Here is a 19,872-nt window from a genome sequence, read left to right as displayed (position 1 = left end):
AGTTCGCCTCTACCGTGATTGGCGGCCGTAACTGCGGCCTGCTGTGATTCTGATGAGACGTGTGCCTTGAAAGTATTAGTAGTCAAAACTTCCTCCCTGGGAGATGTGTTTCACACCTTGCCGGCGATAGAAGATGCCTGGCAAACACTGCCGGACATCGAGTTTCACTGGCTGGTCGAAGAAGGATTTGCTGATATACCCACCTGGCACCCGGCGGTTAAAAGGGTGATCCCGGTTGCCTGGCGCCGTTGGCGCAAGAACCTGTTTAATAAACACAATCGCCAGGAAATGAAGGCGTTTCGCCAGCAGTTAAAGAGTGAACAATACGACATCGTGCTTGATGCTCAGGGCCTTATCAAAAGTGCAGTATTTACGCGTTTGGCCAATGGCCCGCGCTATGGTCTGGATAAAAACTCCTGTCGTGAACCTCTGGCGGCTAAGGCGTATCAATTCCCGCAAGCAATCGCGAAGGGGCAACATGCCATTCCCCGGGTACGTCAGTTATTCGCTCAGGTGTTGGGGTATCAGGTTCCTGATTCTTTATCTTACGGCGTTGATCGTGGTCGTTGGCAGCGTCCTGATGTACAGGGTGATTATTGGGTATTCCTGCATGGAACCACCTGGATCACCAAGTTGTGGCCGGAAGGCTACTGGAAGCAATTAGCACAGCTGGTTACCAATTCCGGTAAGCAGGTAATGCTTCCCTGGGGTAACGACGAAGAGAAACAACGAGCCGAACGCATTGCTGATGGTATTGACGGTGTGTCTGTATTGCCAAAAATGGGCTTAAACGATCTCAATGCGTACCTCGCTTATGCTCAGGCCGTTGTTGGCGTTGATACCGGTTTGTCTCATGTTGTTGCCGCACTTGAAGTGCCTTCTGTCGCGATTTACGGAGCGACTTCCGCCACCCTGACTGGTGTGCTTGGCCCGCAGGTTGAAGTTATGAAAAGCGAAATGAATTGCGCGCCGTGTTTGTCGAAAAAATGCTTGTTAAACGAGCCGGGCGATATTCAGCCGCCGTGTTATCGCGAGATTTCACCTCAGCGGGTGTTTGATTATTTAACCGGTGTTATCGCTGAATATTAGATTCAGCGACGCATAATGCCTTAGAAGAAAACCGGCTTAATTAGCCGGTTTTCTTTTTTGAGGTTTGCGCATCGGTTTATTAGTGTTTTTGTTAGCCGCACCTTCAACCTTGCGTTTGGTGGCGCCAGACTTTTCCCAGGGAGAATTTTTATTCTCCGAATTTCCTGACGTTTTATTACCGGTGGTACCGCGTTTTTGATTGCCGTTTGAATTTGTTGATTTGCCTTGTGAGTGGTGCTTTTTCTCACCGCTGCGCTGGCCATCTCTGTGATCTGAGTGAGCCTTAGGCTTTTTGGGTTTCTTAGGCTTTTTCGGTTTAGCGCGTAATGTCGATTGTGGAATCTCGTGAATCGGCTCAAACCCCGGAATGTAATCTCGTTCCAGCAACTTGCCAATCAGATTTTCAACCTGAGATAACTCTTTAAATTCGTCTGCTGAAACCAGCGATACAGCGTTACCTGCGGCACCGGCACGACCGGTACGGCCAATGCGGTGGACGTAATCTTCCGCGACGTTCGGCAGGTCGAAGTTAACCACCTGGGGCAGTTGATCAATATCGATACCACGAGCGGCAATGTCGGTGGCGATTAATGCGCGAATGTCGCCGGATTTGAATTCCGCCAGTGCCCGGGTGCGTGCCCCCTGGCTTTTGTTGCCGTGGATGGCGGCGGCTTTAATTTTCTTTTCTTCCAGGTATTTGGTCAGGCGGTTTGCACCGTGTTTGGTGCGGCAAAATACCAGAACCTGCTGCCAGTTGTTTTCTTTGATTAAGTGTGCAAGCAGAGCAGACTTCTGTTTCTTATCAACCGGATGAATACACTGATCGACGCGTTTCGCTGTACTGTTGGGTGGAGTAACAGAAATCTCAACTGGATTGTTGGTCAGGCGTTTCGCCAGATCTTTGATTTCATCGGAGAAAGTAGCGGAGAACAGCAGGTTCTGGCGTTCTTTCGGCAGGATATTCAGGATTTTTTTAATATCGTGGATAAAACCCATGTCTAACATACGGTCGGCTTCATCCAGTACCAACACTTCCAGCTGTTTAAAACGCACGGCATTTTGCTGATACAAATCCAGCAGGCGCCCCGGAGTTGCCACCAGTACATCGGCACCACGGCGCATACGCATCATTTGTGGGTTGATCTTTACGCCGCCAAATACCACGGCTGAGGTCAGTGGCAGGTGCTCAGAATAAGCACGGACGTTGTCGCCCACCTGGGCCGCCAGCTCGCGGGTTGGGGTAACTATCAGCGCACGGACCTGGTTCGCCCGCGCACGTTCTCCAGCGCTGAGTTTTTCCAGGATTGGCAGGGTGAAGCCGGCTGTTTTTCCGGTACCGGTTTGTGCCGCCGCCATCACATCCTGACCGGTTAAGACCGCAGGGATGGCTTTTTCCTGAATCGGTGAAGGCTTGTCGTAACCCTGTTCGGCAACAGCTTCAAGAATGGCAGGTGATAATCCCAGTTCGGCAAATGACATAGTGGCTCTCGGGTGGCGTGATGGTCGCTCGGCGGGCTCAGAGACTGTAGTACAGGCAGTCTGGGCGAATATCGCAACATCAGGGGTGTAAAAAATGACGGCGGAGTATAGCGTTTTTTGTTGTTGAAGACGATGGTGCTGACACTTTTCGCTAGCTATCTTTGGCTGAATGGCCATTGTGTTACCTGACTCAGACGACATACTGGATCGTTGTGTGATTTATCGAGAGTTTTCCATGCCGGTTCGTAAGTTTTATCAATATGATCGTGGAGATGACAGCGTCTATGGCTTCCGTGTCGGCCGTTTTAATCTGGGCATAAACACCACCTTTATTCTCTATCGGATTGGCAATACGTTGATTGATACCGGGCCGACGAACCAATGGAAGGATATTCGCCTCCAGCTTAAAGACACCGATATTCAGCAGTTGCTGATAACCCATCATCATGAAGACCATGCCGGTAATACCCAGCGTATTGCTGAAATGAAAGGTATCGTGCCATTGGCTCCGGCATTGGGGCAGGCGAAAATTGCTTCTGGTTTTAAAACGCCGGTGATGCAGAAACTAATCTGGGGGAGCCCAGTTCCGGCAAAAACGGATACGATGCCAGAAGAATTTACCTTAACTGATGGCAGTCCTGTTATCGCAGTGCATACACCCGGGCATGCAAAAGATTTAACCTGCTTGTTTTTGCCCAAACAAAAATATTTATTCAGCGGCGATATGTATATTTCCCGTTCATTGAAATATATGCGTGCCGATGAAAATTTAGAGCAATTAATGGACGGCTTGCGCAAGCTGTTAAAACTGGATTTCGAAATTGTGTTCTGTCCGCATAATGGCATTGTTGAAGATGGCAAAGCGGCGTTACAAGATAAATTAAACAACCTGGAAGCAATGTGCCAAAAGGCAGCTGCGTATTCTGCTGAAGGTTTAACGGAAGAGCAGGTGATCGAGAAGCTGGTAGGGCCAGAGGATATGTTATCGAAACTGTCACGCTACAATATTTCTAAAGGGAATTTAGTGCGTCAGGCGATTGAAATAGGCCGTAAGTAATCGCTTCCAATATTAAAAACTGTAGTGAGTGTTTTTTCAAAAGCACGCGACACAAAAATGCAGGATCGCATTTTTGCACAGCGGAGCTGCCCGAAGGGTGAAGCACATGGATGTGCTGAATGAGCTTGTTGCTACTTTTGAAAAATACTCTTCAGCATTTCCCAGGCATCTAGATAAAATTTATTTACCATGCTGCAAACGATATTCACCCGGCGTAATACCAGTCCAGGTCTTAAAACGCCGATGGAAAGAGCGTGCTTCACTAAAACCTAATTTCAACGCGATATCATTAATTGGCATTTCTGTGCTGGTTAACCATTCGGTTGCTGTTTCCTGCCTCAGATCATCCAATAGTTGCTGATAACCAGTGCCAGCATCCTGTAAGCGGCGTTGTAATGTGCGCTCGGTAATTCCCAACTGTTCTGCCACTTTTTCCCGGCGTGGAATACCTTCATCCATCAGGGTGCGTAACAGGGTGCGGGTTTGCATCACGATCGGATGGCGCTCCTGGATCTCTGACATGACGGAACTGGCTTGTTGCTCCAGATTGCTCAATAGCAGAGGGTCTGGTTGGCGCAGCGGGGTATCTAATACATGTTCAGGGAAAATCAGCGCACTTTTGCCAGCGTTGAACTCCAGTGGGCAGCCAAAGATTTCTTCATAGGCAGGCAGCAGGTCGGCATCCGGAGCCGGGCGCTCGAATAAAACCGCCTCGGGTTTGCCATCTTCCATATCCGCTAACCAACGGGCGAATAGCAGCCATGAGCCTAATACGTTATCAATCATATGGGGGCGGACAATCGGATCGTCGTACTGACAAACCCAGCGCATGGCCAGATGAGGGCCGTGCTTTTCGATTTTGGTAATGCCCATATCGCCAACAATGGCTTCGTATTCCGGCGTCAGATGTAAGGCTTCGCGTGCGGTGCGGGAATTCATCGCCATGTAGCCCACCAGGCTGTAGGAGCCTGGCTGAACGTAGCGCGCACTTTTCAGGCCGAATAAAGGGTCATTGGTCTGTTCTATTAACCAGCGGATCAGGGTTTGAAAGGCACGCCCTTTCACCCGGGCAACCGAGTTATCAATAATGCCCAGCGGCAGGTCGGCAGCGTTCAGGGCATCTTCTGCCTGGATATCGTAATCCTGGGCAGCACGCAGGTATTGCCGAATTGCATTCGCCGAAGCGGTACCAAGAGAATCCGTATCAATCATGGGTGGCTGAATTTACTACTTTTTCTGTCCCATTGGGTCAGTGATTGTCCTGCCGAACGCTTTATAGTGAGTGCCATAGAAGAGAATCGGCCCTGAGCGTCTGGTGTTTAAGCCCACAGTGTAACCTTGTCTGTGGTTGGGGTCTAACGGGTTGATCGCATTTATGTTGTGAATCTGCTCAACAAAAGTTAACTATCTGGTCTGGCCGCATGTTGGTCGGGCTGTCGCAAAATAATAAAGGTGGAAGCATGGGTCGTCGTTGGAATGGCTGGGGTGATGAAAATTACACAAAAGAAGTATCGGATCACGGTCGTGAGCTGATTCATTCGATCATTGGTAAGCCAGAAGCCCTGCCGTCAGCAACCTTAGAAGAGGTAATGGCTAAGGTACCTGCTTCCCGTTTACCGCAACATCCACTGATTATGACGGCGGCTGAAGACCGTGTCCGTCATGCTCGTGGTCAAAGCTTTCCGGATTGGCTGGCAATGCACAGTGGTGATTTTGGGCATTTCCCTGACGGTGTCGCCTATCCGGAAACCAGTGCTCAGGTACGCGAATTATTAGATTTCGCAGTACAGAACGATTTCGAAGTGATTCCTTACGGCGGTGGTACTTCCGTTGCTGGTCATATCACTCCGGGAGAAAGCACTCGTGCGATCCTGACCATTGATATGGGTCGCATGAATCAGCTGATGGATCTGAACGAAGAAAGCCAGATCGCTACGTTTGGCGCTGGTACTCCGGGTCCGCTGGTTGAATCTCAGCTGCGTGCTCGTGGTTATACGCTGGGTCATTACCCGCAATCCTGGGAGCTGGCAACCGTTGGGGGTTGGATTGCTTCCCGTTCTTCCGGTCAGCAGTCTCTGCGTTATGGCCGTATCGAGCAGATGTTTGCCGGTGGCCGCATGGAAACGCTGCATGGCTCGTTAGAAATTCCAACGATTCCGGCATCTTCTGCAGGTCCGGATCTGCGTGAAGTGACCATGGGCACCGAAGGCCGCATGGGTATCTTTACCGAAGTTAAGGTTCGCGTTAGCCGCCTGGCCGAAGAAGAAAAATTCTTCGTGTATTTTATGCCGAACTGGAAAGCGGCCAAAGACGCGGTACGTGAACTGGTTCAGCAACGTGTACCTATGTCGATGATGCGTGTTTCCAACGCCAAAGAATCCAAAGCACACGCTCACCTGGGCACCAAAGAGTCGCAGTTTAAGGCGCTGGATAAATTCCTGCGTTTCCGCGGCATGGGCGATGAGCGTTGCATGCTGACTTTCGGTGTAACCGGCAGCAAGTTCCAGAACAAGGCCTCGTTAAAGCAAATCCGCAAAGTGCTGAAGTCGAACGGCGGTGTTGGTGGTGTTATCGCTAACATGATGGGCACCATCTGGGCGGAAGGTCGTTTCAAATTCCCTTATCTGCGTGAAACCACCTGGGAGGAAGGTATCGCCATCGATACGCTGGAAACCTCTACCGATTGGGACAACGTCGATAAGCTGTTAAACGATATTGAATCGTCACTGGAAAATGCACTGAAAGACGAAAACGAAGATGTGATGGTATTTACTCACCTGTCTCACTTATACGGTCAGGGTTGCAGTATCTACACCACGTATTTCTTCCGCTGTGCAGACAGCTACGAGCAGACTTACAAGCGTTGGCAGAAGCTGAAGGGCAGTGCTTCTGAGGTGATTGCCAGCCATCGCGCAACCATTTCGCACCAACACGGTGTGGGTAAAGATCACGCTCCATATCTGGAAGCGGAAAAAGGCAAGCTGGGTATGCGTATCCTGCAAACCTTAACGGAAGATTTTGATCCGGATCAGCGTCTGAATCCGGGGACTTTGCTGGAAAAAGGCAAGTCTTACAAATAACTGAATGGCTGGGTTCTCACCTCGTCGTACGCTGGCGGTGGCATCGCTTTAAAATCTGCTCAGACAGATGATGTGGCTTAACGCGTTATCACAGCCCGGCCTGGAATTTCCAGTGCCGGGCTACTTTGTGAAACAGGAATAAAAACGAATATGTGGCAAGAAGCATGGCAGGCAGGTAACCGAGACCGTCTGTTAAACCGTCTGAAAAATGAATCTGAGCAATGGGATGTGATTATCGCTGGTGGCGGTATTACCGGCGCGGGGATCGCCCGTGAAGCGGCCCGTCGCGGTTTAAAAACCCTGCTGCTGGAGCGCCAGGATTTTGCCTGGGGAACCTCTAGCCGCTCTTCGAAAATGGTTCACGGTGGTTTGCGTTACATCGCCGCGGGTGATGTAAAAACTACTATGCACTCGGTACAGGAACGTGAACGTCTGATGGTTGAGGCGCCTGGTCTGGTAGACCAGATGGCTTACATGATGGCGCACTATAAAGGTGGCTTCCCGGGACCGTTTGTTTTTAACACCTTGCTGCGTGTTTATGATTTTTTTGCTGGTCGTCGTTATCGCAAGTTCTTCGAAAACGACAAAGTGGGCTTCTTAAGCCCGAACATTAATGAAGACAACCTGATCGGTGGTACTCAGTTCGCCGATGCAGTAACCGATGACTCCCGCCTGGTGGTTCGTGTATTACGCGAAGCACAAAAAGACGGTGCTGAAGTGGTTAACTATGTCGGTGTTAAAAGCCTGTTAAAAGACGGTGACCGCGTTGTTGGTGCTGTGCTGGAAAATGCTTTAACCGGCGAAACCTACGAAGTTAAATCCGATGCAGTGATTAACGCTACCGGCGCCTGGGCGGATGAATTACGCGCAGAAATGACCGACGAAAAAAATATTCGTCCGGCGCGTGGATCACACATTGTTGTGCCTTACTGGCGTCTGCCGGTTTCGCAGTCTTACACTGCGATGCATCCTGATGATAAACGTCCGATTTTTATCTTCCCGTGGGAAGGCCGTACCGTCGTTGGTACCACCGACCTCGACAATAATGGCATCGATAACACCGAAGCCAGCATGACTCGTGAAGAACTGGAATATTTGCTCAAAGTGGCACGTCATCAATTCCCGAAAGCGGAATTAAATGAAGGCGACATTATTTCCAGCTGGGCGGGTGTTCGTCCGTTAGTTTCTTCCGGTGCACTGAACCCATCCAAAGAAAAACGTGACCACAGCGTTTGGGATGATAACGGTCTGGTATCGGTTTCTGGCGGTAAGTTAACGACGTTCCGTCTGATTGCACTGGATACGTTAAATGCCGCGAAAAAATATATCAAAAACTATAACGATGGCGAATTTGGCGCTCAGATTTTTACTAAGTATGAGCCAACGTTCAAACAGTTTGCTGCATTGCCGTCTTATATTCAGAAGCGTCTGAAAGGCCACTATGGTATGGACATTGATGCATTGCTGGCGTGTGCCCGTGATGGAGAAATGGAAGTGATTCCGGGTGCGCGTGCTGTATGGGCAGAATTGCGCTGGGCGGCTGCGAATGAAGCGGTCGTTCATCTGGATGATTTATTATTACGTCGTACCCGTATTGGTTTATTGATCGAGCAGGGCGGCTTAATTTATGAAGATAAAATCCGTGCGATCTGCGCTGAAGAATTAGGCTGGACTGAGCAACAGTGGGCTGAAGAAAAAGCGCGTTACCAGTCAATCTGGGAAAAGCACTACGGCATTCCTGCCTGAGTTAACGCAGTACTCTCGTGGCCTGAATAATCTGTTCAGGCTGCGATAACAAAAAATACAATAATATCTGAAGGAAAACCTTGTGAGCGATCAGCCTTATTTATTGTCTATTGATAACGGAACCCAAAGTGTCCGGGTGTTGGCATTCGATCTGAATGGTAATGAAGTCGCAAAGAGCAAGGTTAACCTGGAAGCGTATGTTTCTGAGCACCCAGGGTGGGCGGAGCAGGACGCAGAATATTATTGGCAGTCGCTGGCGAAAGCATTCGAAAACTTCTGGGCTCAGGGGGTTGTGAAGCCTGAGCAGGTGCGTGGCGTATCGCTGACGACCCAGCGTTACACCATGATTAATCTGGGTGAAGATAAAAAGCCATTACGTCCGGCGATCGTCTGGATGGACCAGCGTAAAGCCGAGCCGGAAAAGCCATTATCCGGTCCACTGGGTTTTGCGATTAAAATGCTGGGCCTGAGTAACCTGATCAATGAACTGAGATCAAAAGCCCGTTGTAACTGGTTAGCTCAGAATGAGCCTGAAGTTTGGGAAAAAACCAAACATTATGTGAATCTGTCCGGTTATTTAACGCTGCAGTTAACCGGTGAATTAAAAGACTCGGTTGGTTCGATTGTTGGTTATTTGCCTTACGATTATAAGCGCCAGGACTGGGCGAAAAAATCAGACCTGAAATGGAAATTGCTGGCTGCTCGTCGTGAGATGATGCCTGAGCTGGTTAAGCCCGGCGAAACATTGGGCCATATTTCTCCAGCCGCTGCCGAAGCAACCGGCTTACCAGTGGGTCTGCCAATGATCGCCGCAGCTTCGGATAAAGCCTGTGAAGTATTAGGTGCCGGTGGTTCTGATCCACACATTGGTTGTTTAAGTTACGGTACTACCGCAACCATCAACACCACAACGCCGAAGTACATCGAAACCATTCCGTTTATTCCGCCTTATACTGCGGCTATTCCGGGTCACTACAATACCGAGATGATGGTGTATCGTGGCTTCTGGATGGTGAGCTGGTTTAAGGAAGAGTTCGCCCATTACGAACAGCGCAAAGCCAAAGAAATGGGGTTGGAAGCTGAGCAGTTATTTGATGAATTATTAAATCAGGTGCCTGCAGGTTCTATGGGCCTGATGATGCAACCTTACTGGTCGCCGGGTGTTCGCCAGCCAGGGCCGGAAGGTAAAGGCTCCTTGATTGGTTTTGGTGACGTCCACAAACGTGCACATATTTATCGCGCGATTCTCGAAGGTCTGGCGTACGAGTTGCGTCAGGGTAAAGAGCAGATCGAAAAACGCAGCCGTATACCTATTACACGTTTACGTGTATCGGGTGGTGGTTCTCAGTCGGATGCAGCGATGCAGTTAACGGCTGATATTTTCGGTATGCCAGCGGAGCGTCCGCACACGTTTGAGGCATCGGGGCTGGGGGCGGCAATCAATTGTGCTGTAGGCTTAGGTATTTATCCGGACTATCGCACTGCGATTGATAATATGACCCATAAAGGGGATGTGTTTGAGCCTCATTTCCCAACGGTTCAGTTGTATGATCGTCTCTACAAAGAGGTTTATCAGAAGATGTACAAGCGCATGAAGCCCTTGTATCAATCGATTCGCGAAATTACCGGTTACCCTAAATAACCAGATCAAAAAAGCCAGGCATTAAGCCTGGCTTTTTGTTGATAGCAGTAAATCTCTGCTGGCATGCAATGCATTTTGATAGCTGCTGGTAATATCAGTAATTTCCAGTTGCAATTCTTCCAGCTGACTGAAGCTGGCACTTTCCCAGTTTGCTCGCTCCATCTCCTCAACCAGGCCGAGAACCTGTCCATATTTCCCTTTGTGGTGGGTAAGGGCGCCAGACAGTTCTTGAGGTAAATTCAGGCGTTCGCACACTTCTTCCATGGATAAATCCAGAAAAGCATCCAATAGCGAAAATAAACCAAGAGTAAACGCGGTGTTGCTATCCAGAGTGGTTTGCTTGGTTGCCAGTTCCTGTGTCAGAAAACCACGTAGAACCGCTTGCTCGCGTAATACTTCTGGTTTGTCAGATAATTGTCCCAGCGATAAAACTTTGGCCCAGGTTTTAATTTTATCCAGCCCAACCAACATCAGTGCCTGTTGAATCGAGGTTACTTCCACAGCGCAAGCTACCGCAGCGGAATTAACCAGTTGCAGCAATCGAAAGCTGAGCTGTGGCTCGGTTTGCAGGGTTTTACTGATGTCAGCAATTTCAGCATCCGGGTTATTTAATTGCTCAAGCAGCTGGAGTACCGATATTTTATTGTCGGGTAATCGTTTGCCGTACATCGTGGTTGGTTTAGCGAAAAAATAGCCTTGGAATAACGTACAGCCGGCCTTGCGACACTCTTCATACTCTTCAGGTGTTTCCACTTTCTCTGCCAGCCAGGTTAACCCCGGGCGTTGGTAGGCCTGAATCATCGGGAACAATTGCTGGATATCAGGCAAACGCAAAATATCGACTTTAACAATGTCTACATAAGGTAATAGGCGAATCTGATTGGGTTCGGCAATAAAGTCATCTAGCGCAATCTGGTAGTTCATCCGCCGTAACTGCTCAATCGCCAGAATCGTATCTTCGTCCGCTGACACGTATTCGAGTACTTCTGCAACCAACATGTTGCTGGAGACCACTGGCGGATTGAATAACCAGTTGCGGGTGAAGTTTACAAAAGCCGGTAAGCCTCCTGTTACTTTCTCAAATCCCAGCTCCTGATAGGCGCCAATCATCACTTCGCTGGTGGCATGGTCACCCTGACTTTCCTGCCAGGCAGCATCATCCTGAGGATGAGGGCGGCACAAAAGCTCATAGCCAATTACCTGTAAGTTGTGATCCAGAATGGGTTGTCGTGCCAGTAGCGGCAGCCCGATATCAGTCATCTTATTATTCTCTGCGAACCTGATTACAGTGTAGCTGCTATTTCCATGCGTTTTTGATGAGCTTGGCTACACTTTGTTAGAGAAAGGTTATTGGAGTGTAATATGAGCGGTGTTCTCAGTGCGGTTGACGCCCGTACCAAGTTGGTGGGGCAAAACCGGCTTGAATTGTTGTTGTTTCACCTGGGCGGATCGCAGCAGTTCGCGATCAACGTATTCAAGGTGCAGGAAGTAATGCGATTACCGCCGCTGACTGAAATCCCTGATCGCCATCCGGTGGTTCGTGGAGTAACGCATTTGCGTGGTCAGACAGTGCCTGTGGTTGACCTGCGTAACGCGATTCAGATGGGGCCGTTACGCACTCCGGATGAAGACGCCACTATCATTGTTACCGAATACAATATGACGGTGCAGGCGTTTCTTGTGGGTGGCGTTGATCGAATCGTTAATATGAACTGGAATGAAATTCTGCCACCTCCCGGAGGGGCGGGGCGACAACATTACCTGACGGCAATTACCCGGATTGATGATCGTATCGTTGAAATTATCGACGTTGAGAAAGTGCTGGCCGAAATTGCTCCATACAATATGCAGCTGTCGGCAGACGTATACGATCAGGAATTGTTGGCGCGTATTAAGGATAAGAAAATCCTTATTGTTGATGACTCTTCCGTAGCGTTACAACAGATGCGATCAGTGCTCGATCCAATGGGGTTGAATGTAATCCAGGCCAATAATGGCCTTGAGGCTTACCAGCTGCTGACACACTGGAAAGAAGAAGGTCGGGATATCAATGACGAGCTGGTGATGATCATTACCGACGCAGAAATGCCGGAAATGGACGGCTACATGCTGACCACCGAAATTCGTCGTGATCCTGAATTAAAAGACACCTTCATCATTCTGCACACATCGTTGTCTGGTAACTTCAACAAAGCAATGGTTGAGAAGGTGGGTTGTAACGGCTTCCTGTCGAAGTTTGCCCCTGAAACCATGGCAAAAGAGGTTCAGCGTCTGATGCGCGAAAAGATGAAAATGCCTCCTTTAGAGTAGCGGCCTTTCCTTGTAGCATAACGGCCTAATCTACTGGTGAGGCTGTTATGCATATTTCCCGTCTGTTTATCTATCCCGTCAAATCCTGCGCCCCAGTTGAAGTAGACCGGTTGCACTTTGATCAATATGGCCCGGCCGGAGATCGCCGTTTTATGGTGGTGAATCCGGAAGGTAAATTCTTAACTCAGCGCCAGTTGCCAAAAATGGCTTTTATACAGCCATCGGTCGAAATCAATAACTCTCACCAGATTGAAACACTGACGTTATCCGCAAAGGATGTCAGCCCGCTGCATGTGTCGGTGAATACGCTAAAAACGGACAAGCTGTCTGTGACAGTATGGAAAGATTCGCTGGAGGCTACCGATTGTGGTGATGAGGCGGCTGAATGGCTCTCTGAATTGCTGGGTAAGCCTTGCCGCCTGGTGATGCTGCCAGACGACAGTCAGCGTCAGGTGAGCCTGAAACGAGCAGAGCACGGTCGCTATGTCGGGTTTGCTGACGGCTATCCGTTGTTGGTTACTACTGAGGCCAGTATTGATTTTATTTCGGCTGAGGTTGGACGTGAGATCGCCATTGAGCGTTTTCGCCCGAATGTTTTGGTTGCGGGCGATATCGCGGCGTTTGCTGAGCTGAAATGGCAGGCGCTTGAATTTGCCCAGGGCGGAGTGAAGTTGGTCAAGCCTTGTGAACGCTGTGTCATTCCAACCCGAAATCTTGAGACACAAGAGCGAGAAGCGGACGTACTTGAGGTGCTGAAACAATACTGTCGTATCGATGGTAAAATTATCTTCGGACAGAATGGGATTGAATATGACCTGGCGGAAATTCGGGTTGGGGAAACACTAAGAGCTGTTTAAAACAGCTCTATCTCATCGTCGGTTCCAAACGACTCTTCTTCACCCTGTTCAAAGTGGTGATGGTAAATCTCTAATGCTTCTGCAACAGAGTGGCCAGCCATGATATGTTCAAACATGATGCGCTCGGCTTCCATGGTGTAGTTGCCTTTGATGTGATCCTGCAGCGAACGCCAGGACTCAATCTGATAGCGCTGTTTGGCGTCATTCATCAGGTGGCCCATGCGTTCCAGGCTGTCACCAACGTGTTCAAGTCGTTGGGTCAGGCGATCATAAAACTGAAAGGCAATTACTGCCTGCTGGATCTCGCCATTTATTTCGCCGGCAATCCCCGAAATCTGACTGTGGTTATCGCCGTCGCTGTCCTGGCTGAGCTCCAGGATCTTATGGGTGTTATTGGCCATTGCCGTAAAGTTCTCTGTCAGCTGGTTAACCGACTGATTGCCTTCTTGCAGTGACGTGTCGATCTGAGCGATGGCCAATGCCAGCATTGCAAGCGTTTCACTGATCTGGCTCCAGTCTGGCTCACCCTGAGCTGCCCCGGAGGTTCCCCCCAGCGTATGGCGTTGTGCAGAACTCATATGTATCTCTTCCCAATATGCTGCATTCAGCATAGATGATAATACGATAAGTGCGAGCTTCATTATGAGGAGCACGAATATTCATTTTGGCGTGTCCAGAATTGCTCAGTTAGAAACTGAATGACGAACTTGTGATACGTGTCAGATAACCGCGTAAACCCACTGTTGGCGGGATTTGTCAGTGCTAGAGTTACTGAGTTAGTTTGATTAATTCCGGGTATGCAGTAATGCCAAATACAGAGCAAGAAGCCGCGCGTTTTCTGATGCAGGCAACGCTTGGGAGCAACTACGATACGATTCAGCAGGTTAAAAACCAGGGGATCAGTAATTGGCTCGAGCAACAGTTAAATAATAATTATGATGCCAGCGATAGTTTTCATACCAAAGTAAAACAATTGTGGCGTGGTGAAAGTGGTAATAAAGGTTTTCGTGAGTTGCTGAAATCTCAGCATGGCGAAACCGCAATCAACGGTGAAGGAAATAACCCGGCACTGCCGTACAAATATTATTTTCGCATGGCCTGGTGGCACCGGACCTTAGCAAAGGGGACTAATAGTCCGGATCTGGCTAATGATCCAATTACTGAAACGGCAAGAGTCTCGGCCAAAGAAGCTGACGATAAAGATTTGTTGCGTCATCGGATTGCTCAGGCATTAAGTGAAATTCTGGTGGTATCTGATAATTCTATATTGGAGCTTGATTCAGAAGGCTTAGGAAGCTTTTACGATATCTTGTATCGCAATGCGTTAGGCAGCTATAAAACATTATTAAAAGAAGTGACGATGCATCCATGTATGGGTGTGTATCTCAGTCATATGAATAATGTGAAAGGCGATAAAAGTAAAAATATTCATCCGGACGAAAACTACGCCCGTGAAATTATGCAGCTTTTCTCCATCGGTTTATTCGAACTGGAGAAAAATGGAGAGCGTAAAAAGAACCTGGCTAATCAGGATATTCCAACCTACGATAATAATGATATTAAACAGCTCGCACGGGTATTTACCGGGCTGAAGTCGAATAAATACAGCTATGAATGGCCAAGCGCTAAAGTAGGGGATGACGGCGCTAAAATCACGTTCGGAGATATTGAGGGTAAATCAATTTCTCTGGGAGATGGCGTTAGTAAGACCTTTAAAATGGTGCCTTATGTTGACATGGTCAGCACCATGACGTTGGATGATGCCTTTCATGATAAAGACAGCAAAAGCCTGCTGAAAGGGCGCATCAGTCTGGCGGCTGGAAATACCGCTCAGCAGGATATTGATCAGGCCGTCGAGGGCCTGGTTGGACACCCCAGTACGGCTCCGTTTATTTGCCGAAAATTGATCCAGCAGTTGGTGACGTCAAACCCTACACCAGAATATATTCATGCCGTTGCTGAAAAGTTTGGCGCAGCTGGTGATTTGAAAGCTGCCGTACGTGAAACTCTGTTGTATCCGCAAAGCAATCCGGTGACAAAAAAGACGGATTCATCCGCAACCGATGGAACCGAAAAACTTAAATCTCCGTTATTGCGCGTGACGCAGATTCTGCGTGCATTCGGTGTCAACAATGACAGTCATCGGATGTGGGTGATTGGCGAATCTGTAAAACAAGCATTGAGTCAGCATCCGTTGTCGTCACCAACCGTGTTTAACTTTTATAAGCCAGATTTTGTTCCTCATGGAAAACTAGAACAGGCTGATAAAGTTGCGCCAGAGTTTGAGTTACATAATTCCTCTACGTCGATCGCTTATGTGAACATGATTTATGATTGGCTGCTGGGGGGCGCATTGCCATTGGTGAGCACCACCACTAACAGCAAATCTGATATTAAAAATGTACCGGAACTGGATCCCGATAAGTTACTGGCCAGATCTGCGGACAAGCTGAAGCTTAACCTGACGAAAGAGCTGGAGTTGGCAGCCGACGTGGCTAAGCATGACGAATTGATCGACCGTGTCAGTCTGATTTTATGCGGTAAGACGAATCTGACGATTAAACCTAATATTAAAGATGCGTTTAAAAACTACGATGTAACCAGTCCTGAGCAACGCCTGTGGATTGTGCAGACGGTTATTTTTATGGTGGCGATTTCACCGGACTTTGTCGTATTGGAGGCCTAAGTGAAAAATAAAAAAATTACACGACGAGATTTCGTAAAAACCACCGGTACGGTTGTACTGGGTTCGGGGGTAATGGTTGGTTGTGGTGGTGGCAGTGTTAAAAATAAGCCAATTACTGCGCCCGAGCCGGATAAGCCAACCGATCCCGTCACTCCACCACAAGAGCCGGATAACAATAACCCGGCAACGCCAGGCGATCAGATCAGTATTAATGCTGCCGATAAAGCGCTGGTGTTTATTATGTTGGATGGTGGTAATGACAGTTTCAATATGCTGGTACCTACATCGACAGCTGCGTACAACGAATATAAGGCCAGTCGTGGCGGTTTGTCGCTGACTAAGGAGTCCTTGCTTGCATTAAATGGATTTACCGACACAAACCAGAAAACCTTTGGTCTGCATCAGAACCTGCCGAAAGTTCAGGCGCTGTTTAATCAGAATAAACTGGCGTTTGTCGCCAATGTTGCCCCGATGATTGAGCGTGTCACTAAGGCAGAATTCAAAGCCAGTTCTAAGCCTCTGCCAGTAGGGTTGATGTCACACTCTGATCAGTTTAAGCATTGGCAGACTTCGAATCCCGGAGAGCGGATTAATCGTGGCTGGTTTGGCGATTTTGCCGATGTGTTGCAGAAAAATAAGGCGAGCAGCGATATATCAATGAATATATCTCTGGCTGGCAGCAACATTATGCAAAATGGTAAGGAAGTCACGGAATACGCCATCACAGATAAAGGCAGTATTGGTCTGGCCGTAAAAGATCCGAGTATTACCGGACCTCAGGCGGATCTGAATCGCGAACTCCTGAATGGTTTTAATAAAATCCTTGAGTCGCAACCATCAAGCGCTTTTCAGGAATCCTACATTGGCGCGACACGTAATTCTCAGGCGCAACATGAGAAATTTCTGGCAGCGACCAAAGATATAACCATTAATACTGGATTTGCGGATACGGACTTATCTCGTCAGTTAAAAATGGTGGCTAAGTCAATTAAAGCTGCACCGCAGTTGGGAATGCGCCAGCAAACGTTCTTTATTCGCTATATCGGCTGGGATCATCATGATGAGCTGCTGAAAAAACATGGTTCTATGCTGAAGATTCTTGATGATGCGCTTGGTTCTTTTCAGCAGGCTTTGGATGAGTTAGGTGTTGCAGATAAAGTGGTTACTTTTACCGGTTCAGACTTCGGACGAACATTAACCTCCAATGGTAACGGCACGGATCACGCATGGGGAGGGAATACTCTGGTGATGGGCAATGATGTTGATGGTGGCAAAGTATTTGGTGAATATCCGGCGCTGTCATTAGGCGACGCTAATCCATTGGATGCCGGTGATGGGGTGTTGATTCCAACGACAGCGACTGATGAACTCTATGCTGAGCTGGCATTATGGTTTGGTGTGCAGAAAGGAGATTTGGGGAAATTATTCCCGAACCTTAAAAACTTCTATGCGTTTGATACGGAAGCAGATAATCCGCTGGGGTTGATCAAAACCTGATTCAGCCAGAAATGGGAGACATAAAAAAACCGCCAATTGGCGGTTTTTTTATTCAGAAAAGAAAGACTTTTCTTATTTCGCTGGGTAATCACGCTTCTGGTGACCAGTGTACAGCTGACGCGGACGACCGATACGGTAGTCGCTGCTGATCATCTCGTTCCAGTGAGCGATCCAGCCTGGAGTACGGCCGGTAGCGAAGATAACAGTGAACATCTCTGTAGGGATGCCAATCGCTTTCAGGATGATGCCGGAGTAGAAGTCTACGTTCGGGTACAGACCACGCTTAACGAAGTACTCGTCTTCAGTAGCGATTTTCTCAAGCTTCATAGCGATCTTCAGCAGAGGATCGTTCTCCATGCCCAGCTCAGCCAGAACTTCGTCACAGGTTTGTTTCATAACCTTGGCGCGTGGGTCGAAGTTTTTGTATACACGGTGACCAAAGCCCATCAGACGGAACGGATCGTTCTTGTCTTTGGCTTTTTCAATGAACTTGTCGATGTTGGACTCATCACCAATTTCATTCAACATGTTCAGTACAGCTTCGTTAGCGCCACCGTGAGCAGGGCCCCACAGAGCAGCAATACCAGAAGCAATACACGCGAATGGGTTAGCACCGGTAGAGCCAGCCAGACGTACAGTGGAGGTAGAAGCGTTTTGCTCGTGGTCGGCGTGCAGCAGGAAGATACGATCCATTGCTTTGGCCAGAACCGGGCTTACTTCTTTTTCTTCACATGGCGTGTTGAACATCATGTGCAGGAAGTTTTCGGAGTAGCTCAGGTCGTTACGTGGGAACATGAACGGCTGGCCAATGCTGTACTTATAAACCATCGCTGCCAGAGTTGGCATTTTAGCAATCAGACGGTGAGCCGAGATCATGCGGTGTGATTCATTCGAGATATCGGTTGAATCGTGGTAGAAGGCAGACAGAGCGCCCACAACACCACACATGATAGCCATCGGGTGAGCATCGCGACGGAAGCCATTAAAGAAGTGGCTCAGTTGCTCGTGAACCATGGTGTGGTTCTTAATGGTGCTTACGAACGCTTCTTTTTGTTCAGCGTTTGGCAGCTCACCGTGCAGCAGCAGGTAGCAGGTTTCCAGATAATCGGACTTTTCTGCCAATTGGTCAATTGGATAGCCGCGGTGCAGCAACACACCTTTACCACCATCAATAAAGGTGATTTTAGATTCGGTAGCGGCGGTAGATACGAAGCCTGGGTCATAGGTGAACAGGCCTTTGCCAGTCAGACTACGAACGTCAACTACATCAGGTCCCAGTGTGCCTTCATATACCGGCAGTTCTAAGGTTTCCTCAACGCCATCAACTTTCAATGTTGCTTTTTTGTCAGCCATACAGGCCTCCTGCTTGTTCAAATTTTAGCCTTTTTCCGCTGGAAATAAGGCGTGACCTCAAAATAAAGGGCACAACTATAGGTTCTGAACTTTGTTTGTCAATTACCCAGCGGTCGAGCTGCTACTCTGAGAGAGCTCTAGTATAGTTGCTGCGCCCCGGTTAGGTATTACTACTAAGGTGATGTGGATTCCTCCATACATCGTCTGGGTTTGTAAATCGGGTGGGGCGCGACTATAATTTGTCGCAACCTGAAACCTATACAGAACTTGTACAGCGTTCGGGTGTTATTTCTTAAGCCTGTGTTTATGCCGGGATGCCGTCCTGAGCTTAAGCCAAAATGAGAGTGTAGAAGAGCCGTGAATAGCAATAGACCTACAAATTTAGATCTGACTACTATTGAGCTCCCACTTCCTGCCAAAGCCTCTATCCTGCATCGTATTTCGGGAATCATCCTGTTTGTTGCCGTAGCATTTATGCTGTGCGCACTGGGTGCTTCGCTGGAATCTGCTGAAAGCTTCGCTGAACTGAAAGCTGGCTTCGATAATGGCCTGGTTAAATTCATCACCTGGGGCATTGTTTCCGCACTGGGTTACCACTTGGTAGCAGGTATCAAACACCTGTTGATGGATATGGGAATTGGTGAAACCAAAGAAGGCGGTCGTACTGGTGCCATGATTACTCTGGTAGCTGGTGTCATCGTAATCGTTCTTGCGGGAGTTTGGGTATGGTAGCAAGTGTCACTAACTTAGGCCGTAGTGGCCTGTACGATTGGGTGGTGCAGCGTTTAACTGCAGTCGTCCTGGCCCTTTACACTCTGTTTTTACTGGGCTTTTTAATTGCTTCGCCTGACTTGCAGTTTGCACAGTGGCAAGGCCTGTTCGCGCAAACCTGGATGAAGGTTTTCTCGCTGGCAGCACTGATTTCTCTGTGTGCCCATGCCTGGATAGGTATGTGGACTGTTTCAACTGATTACCTGAAAGCAGCCGGCGTTCGCTTTGCTTTCCAACTGGTGTGTGCAGGCGCTCTGTTTGTATACCTGGTTTGGGGTATCGACATTCTTTGGGGTGTGTAAGTC

At 48.6% G+C, this 19,872-nt stretch carries 16 protein-coding genes; 11 read left to right on the top strand and 5 right to left on the bottom strand.

Annotated elements, in window-relative coordinates:
* The first annotated feature begins 66 nt into the window (after window positions 1-66).
* Window positions 67-1,089 carry a lipopolysaccharide heptosyltransferase I gene (gene waaC / locus ACOQOZ_RS05490; protein ID WP_420591273.1) on the top strand — a complete coding sequence of 341 codons (1,023 nt, stop codon included), beginning with the start codon at window positions 67-69 and terminating at the stop codon, window positions 1,087-1,089.
* 36 nt (window positions 1,090-1,125) lie between these two features.
* On the opposite strand, the gene ACOQOZ_RS05485 is transcribed toward waaC, so the two are convergent.
* On the bottom strand, window positions 1,126-2,568 hold the full coding sequence (locus tag ACOQOZ_RS05485; protein ID WP_420591272.1) for a DEAD/DEAH box helicase: 1,443 nt from the start codon (window positions 2,566-2,568) through the stop codon (window positions 1,126-1,128).
* A gap of 178 nt (window positions 2,569-2,746) precedes the next feature.
* Here ACOQOZ_RS05485 and ACOQOZ_RS05480 point away from each other — a divergent pair, with 178 nt between their 5' ends.
* Window positions 2,747-3,625 (top strand): MBL fold metallo-hydrolase, encoded by an 879-nt coding sequence (locus ACOQOZ_RS05480; protein ID WP_420591271.1) that lies wholly within the window; start codon window positions 2,747-2,749, stop codon window positions 3,623-3,625.
* Between the two features lie 180 nt (window positions 3,626-3,805).
* Here the strand turns inward: ACOQOZ_RS05480 and ACOQOZ_RS05475 are convergent, their stop codons facing one another.
* Complete coding sequence (locus ACOQOZ_RS05475) at window positions 3,806-4,837, bottom strand: AraC family transcriptional regulator (RefSeq protein WP_420591270.1); 1,032 nt, start codon at window positions 4,835-4,837, stop codon at window positions 3,806-3,808.
* Between the two features lie 248 nt (window positions 4,838-5,085).
* Here ACOQOZ_RS05475 and ACOQOZ_RS05470 point away from each other — a divergent pair, with 248 nt between their 5' ends.
* The 3 genes from ACOQOZ_RS05470 (at window position 5,086) to ACOQOZ_RS05460 (ending at window position 10,093) form a co-directional block, all read left to right on the top strand.
* On the top strand, window positions 5,086-6,705 hold the full coding sequence (locus ACOQOZ_RS05470; RefSeq protein WP_420591269.1) for an FAD-binding oxidoreductase: 1,620 nt from the start codon (window positions 5,086-5,088) through the stop codon (window positions 6,703-6,705).
* A 150-nt stretch (window positions 6,706-6,855) separates the two neighbouring features.
* On the top strand, window positions 6,856-8,451 hold the full coding sequence (locus ACOQOZ_RS05465) for a glycerol-3-phosphate dehydrogenase/oxidase (RefSeq protein WP_420591268.1): 1,596 nt from the start codon (window positions 6,856-6,858) through the stop codon (window positions 8,449-8,451).
* An 82-nt stretch (window positions 8,452-8,533) separates the two neighbouring features.
* Window positions 8,534-10,093 carry an FGGY-family carbohydrate kinase gene (locus tag ACOQOZ_RS05460; RefSeq protein WP_420591267.1) on the top strand — a complete coding sequence of 520 codons (1,560 nt, stop codon included), beginning with the start codon at window positions 8,534-8,536 and terminating at the stop codon, window positions 10,091-10,093.
* A 21-nt stretch (window positions 10,094-10,114) separates the two neighbouring features.
* Here ACOQOZ_RS05460 and ACOQOZ_RS05455 read toward each other — a convergent pair whose 3' ends face one another.
* A complete protein-coding gene (locus tag ACOQOZ_RS05455) occupies window positions 10,115-11,353 on the bottom strand; it encodes an EAL and HDOD domain-containing protein (RefSeq protein WP_420591266.1) in 1,239 nt (412 codons plus the stop codon).
* Window positions 11,354-11,455: 102 nt separating this feature from the next.
* Between ACOQOZ_RS05455 and ACOQOZ_RS05450 the strand changes: the two genes are divergently transcribed.
* Window positions 11,456-12,403, top strand: coding sequence for a chemotaxis protein CheV (locus tag ACOQOZ_RS05450; protein ID WP_420591265.1), 948 nt, complete (start codon window positions 11,456-11,458; stop codon window positions 12,401-12,403).
* 47 nt (window positions 12,404-12,450) lie between these two features.
* Window positions 12,451-13,260, top strand: coding sequence for an MOSC domain-containing protein (locus tag ACOQOZ_RS05445; RefSeq protein WP_420591264.1), 810 nt, complete (start codon window positions 12,451-12,453; stop codon window positions 13,258-13,260).
* On the opposite strand, the gene ACOQOZ_RS05440 is transcribed toward ACOQOZ_RS05445, so the two are convergent.
* Entirely contained in the window at window positions 13,257-13,838 is a 582-nt protein-coding gene (locus ACOQOZ_RS05440; RefSeq protein ID WP_420591263.1) for a hypothetical protein, read from the bottom strand. The two genes, ACOQOZ_RS05445 and ACOQOZ_RS05440, sit on opposite strands and share 4 nt — an antisense overlap.
* Before the next feature lie 227 nt (window positions 13,839-14,065).
* Between ACOQOZ_RS05440 and ACOQOZ_RS05435 the strand changes: the two genes are divergently transcribed.
* Both ACOQOZ_RS05435 and ACOQOZ_RS05430 read left to right on the top strand, forming a co-directional pair.
* The gene (locus ACOQOZ_RS05435) at window positions 14,066-15,946 is read left to right on the top strand and encodes a DUF1800 family protein (RefSeq protein WP_420591262.1); all 1,881 of its coding nucleotides are present in this window, start codon (window positions 14,066-14,068) and stop codon (window positions 15,944-15,946) included.
* Window positions 15,947-17,443, top strand: a complete 1,497-nt coding sequence (locus ACOQOZ_RS05430; protein ID WP_420591261.1) for a DUF1501 domain-containing protein — start codon at window positions 15,947-15,949, stop codon at window positions 17,441-17,443. It abuts the gene before it with no gap.
* Between the two features lie 72 nt (window positions 17,444-17,515).
* On the opposite strand, the gene gltA is transcribed toward ACOQOZ_RS05430, so the two are convergent.
* Window positions 17,516-18,796: a citrate synthase gene (gene gltA, locus ACOQOZ_RS05425; RefSeq protein WP_420591260.1), complete on the bottom strand. Its 1,281-nt coding sequence runs from the start codon at window positions 18,794-18,796 to the stop codon at window positions 17,516-17,518.
* Between the two features lie 357 nt (window positions 18,797-19,153).
* On the opposite strand from gltA, the gene sdhC reads away from it, so the two are divergent.
* Together sdhC and sdhD are read left to right on the top strand one after the other, a co-directional pair.
* On the top strand, window positions 19,154-19,528 hold the full coding sequence (gene sdhC, locus ACOQOZ_RS05420) for a succinate dehydrogenase, cytochrome b556 subunit (protein WP_420591259.1): 375 nt from the start codon (window positions 19,154-19,156) through the stop codon (window positions 19,526-19,528).
* The gene (sdhD, locus tag ACOQOZ_RS05415; RefSeq protein WP_420591258.1) at window positions 19,522-19,869 is read left to right on the top strand and encodes a succinate dehydrogenase, hydrophobic membrane anchor protein; all 348 of its coding nucleotides are present in this window, start codon (window positions 19,522-19,524) and stop codon (window positions 19,867-19,869) included. Before sdhC ends, sdhD begins: the two co-directional genes overlap by 7 nt.
* Window positions 19,870-19,872: the final 3 nt, after the last annotated feature.

Source organism: Bacterioplanoides sp., assembly GCF_965219715.1.
GTDB lineage: Bacteria > Pseudomonadota > Gammaproteobacteria > Pseudomonadales > Oceanobacteraceae > Bacterioplanoides.
The sequence above is the reverse complement of the archived record's forward strand: the minus strand, read 5'-3'. Positions and strand labels throughout refer to the sequence as shown.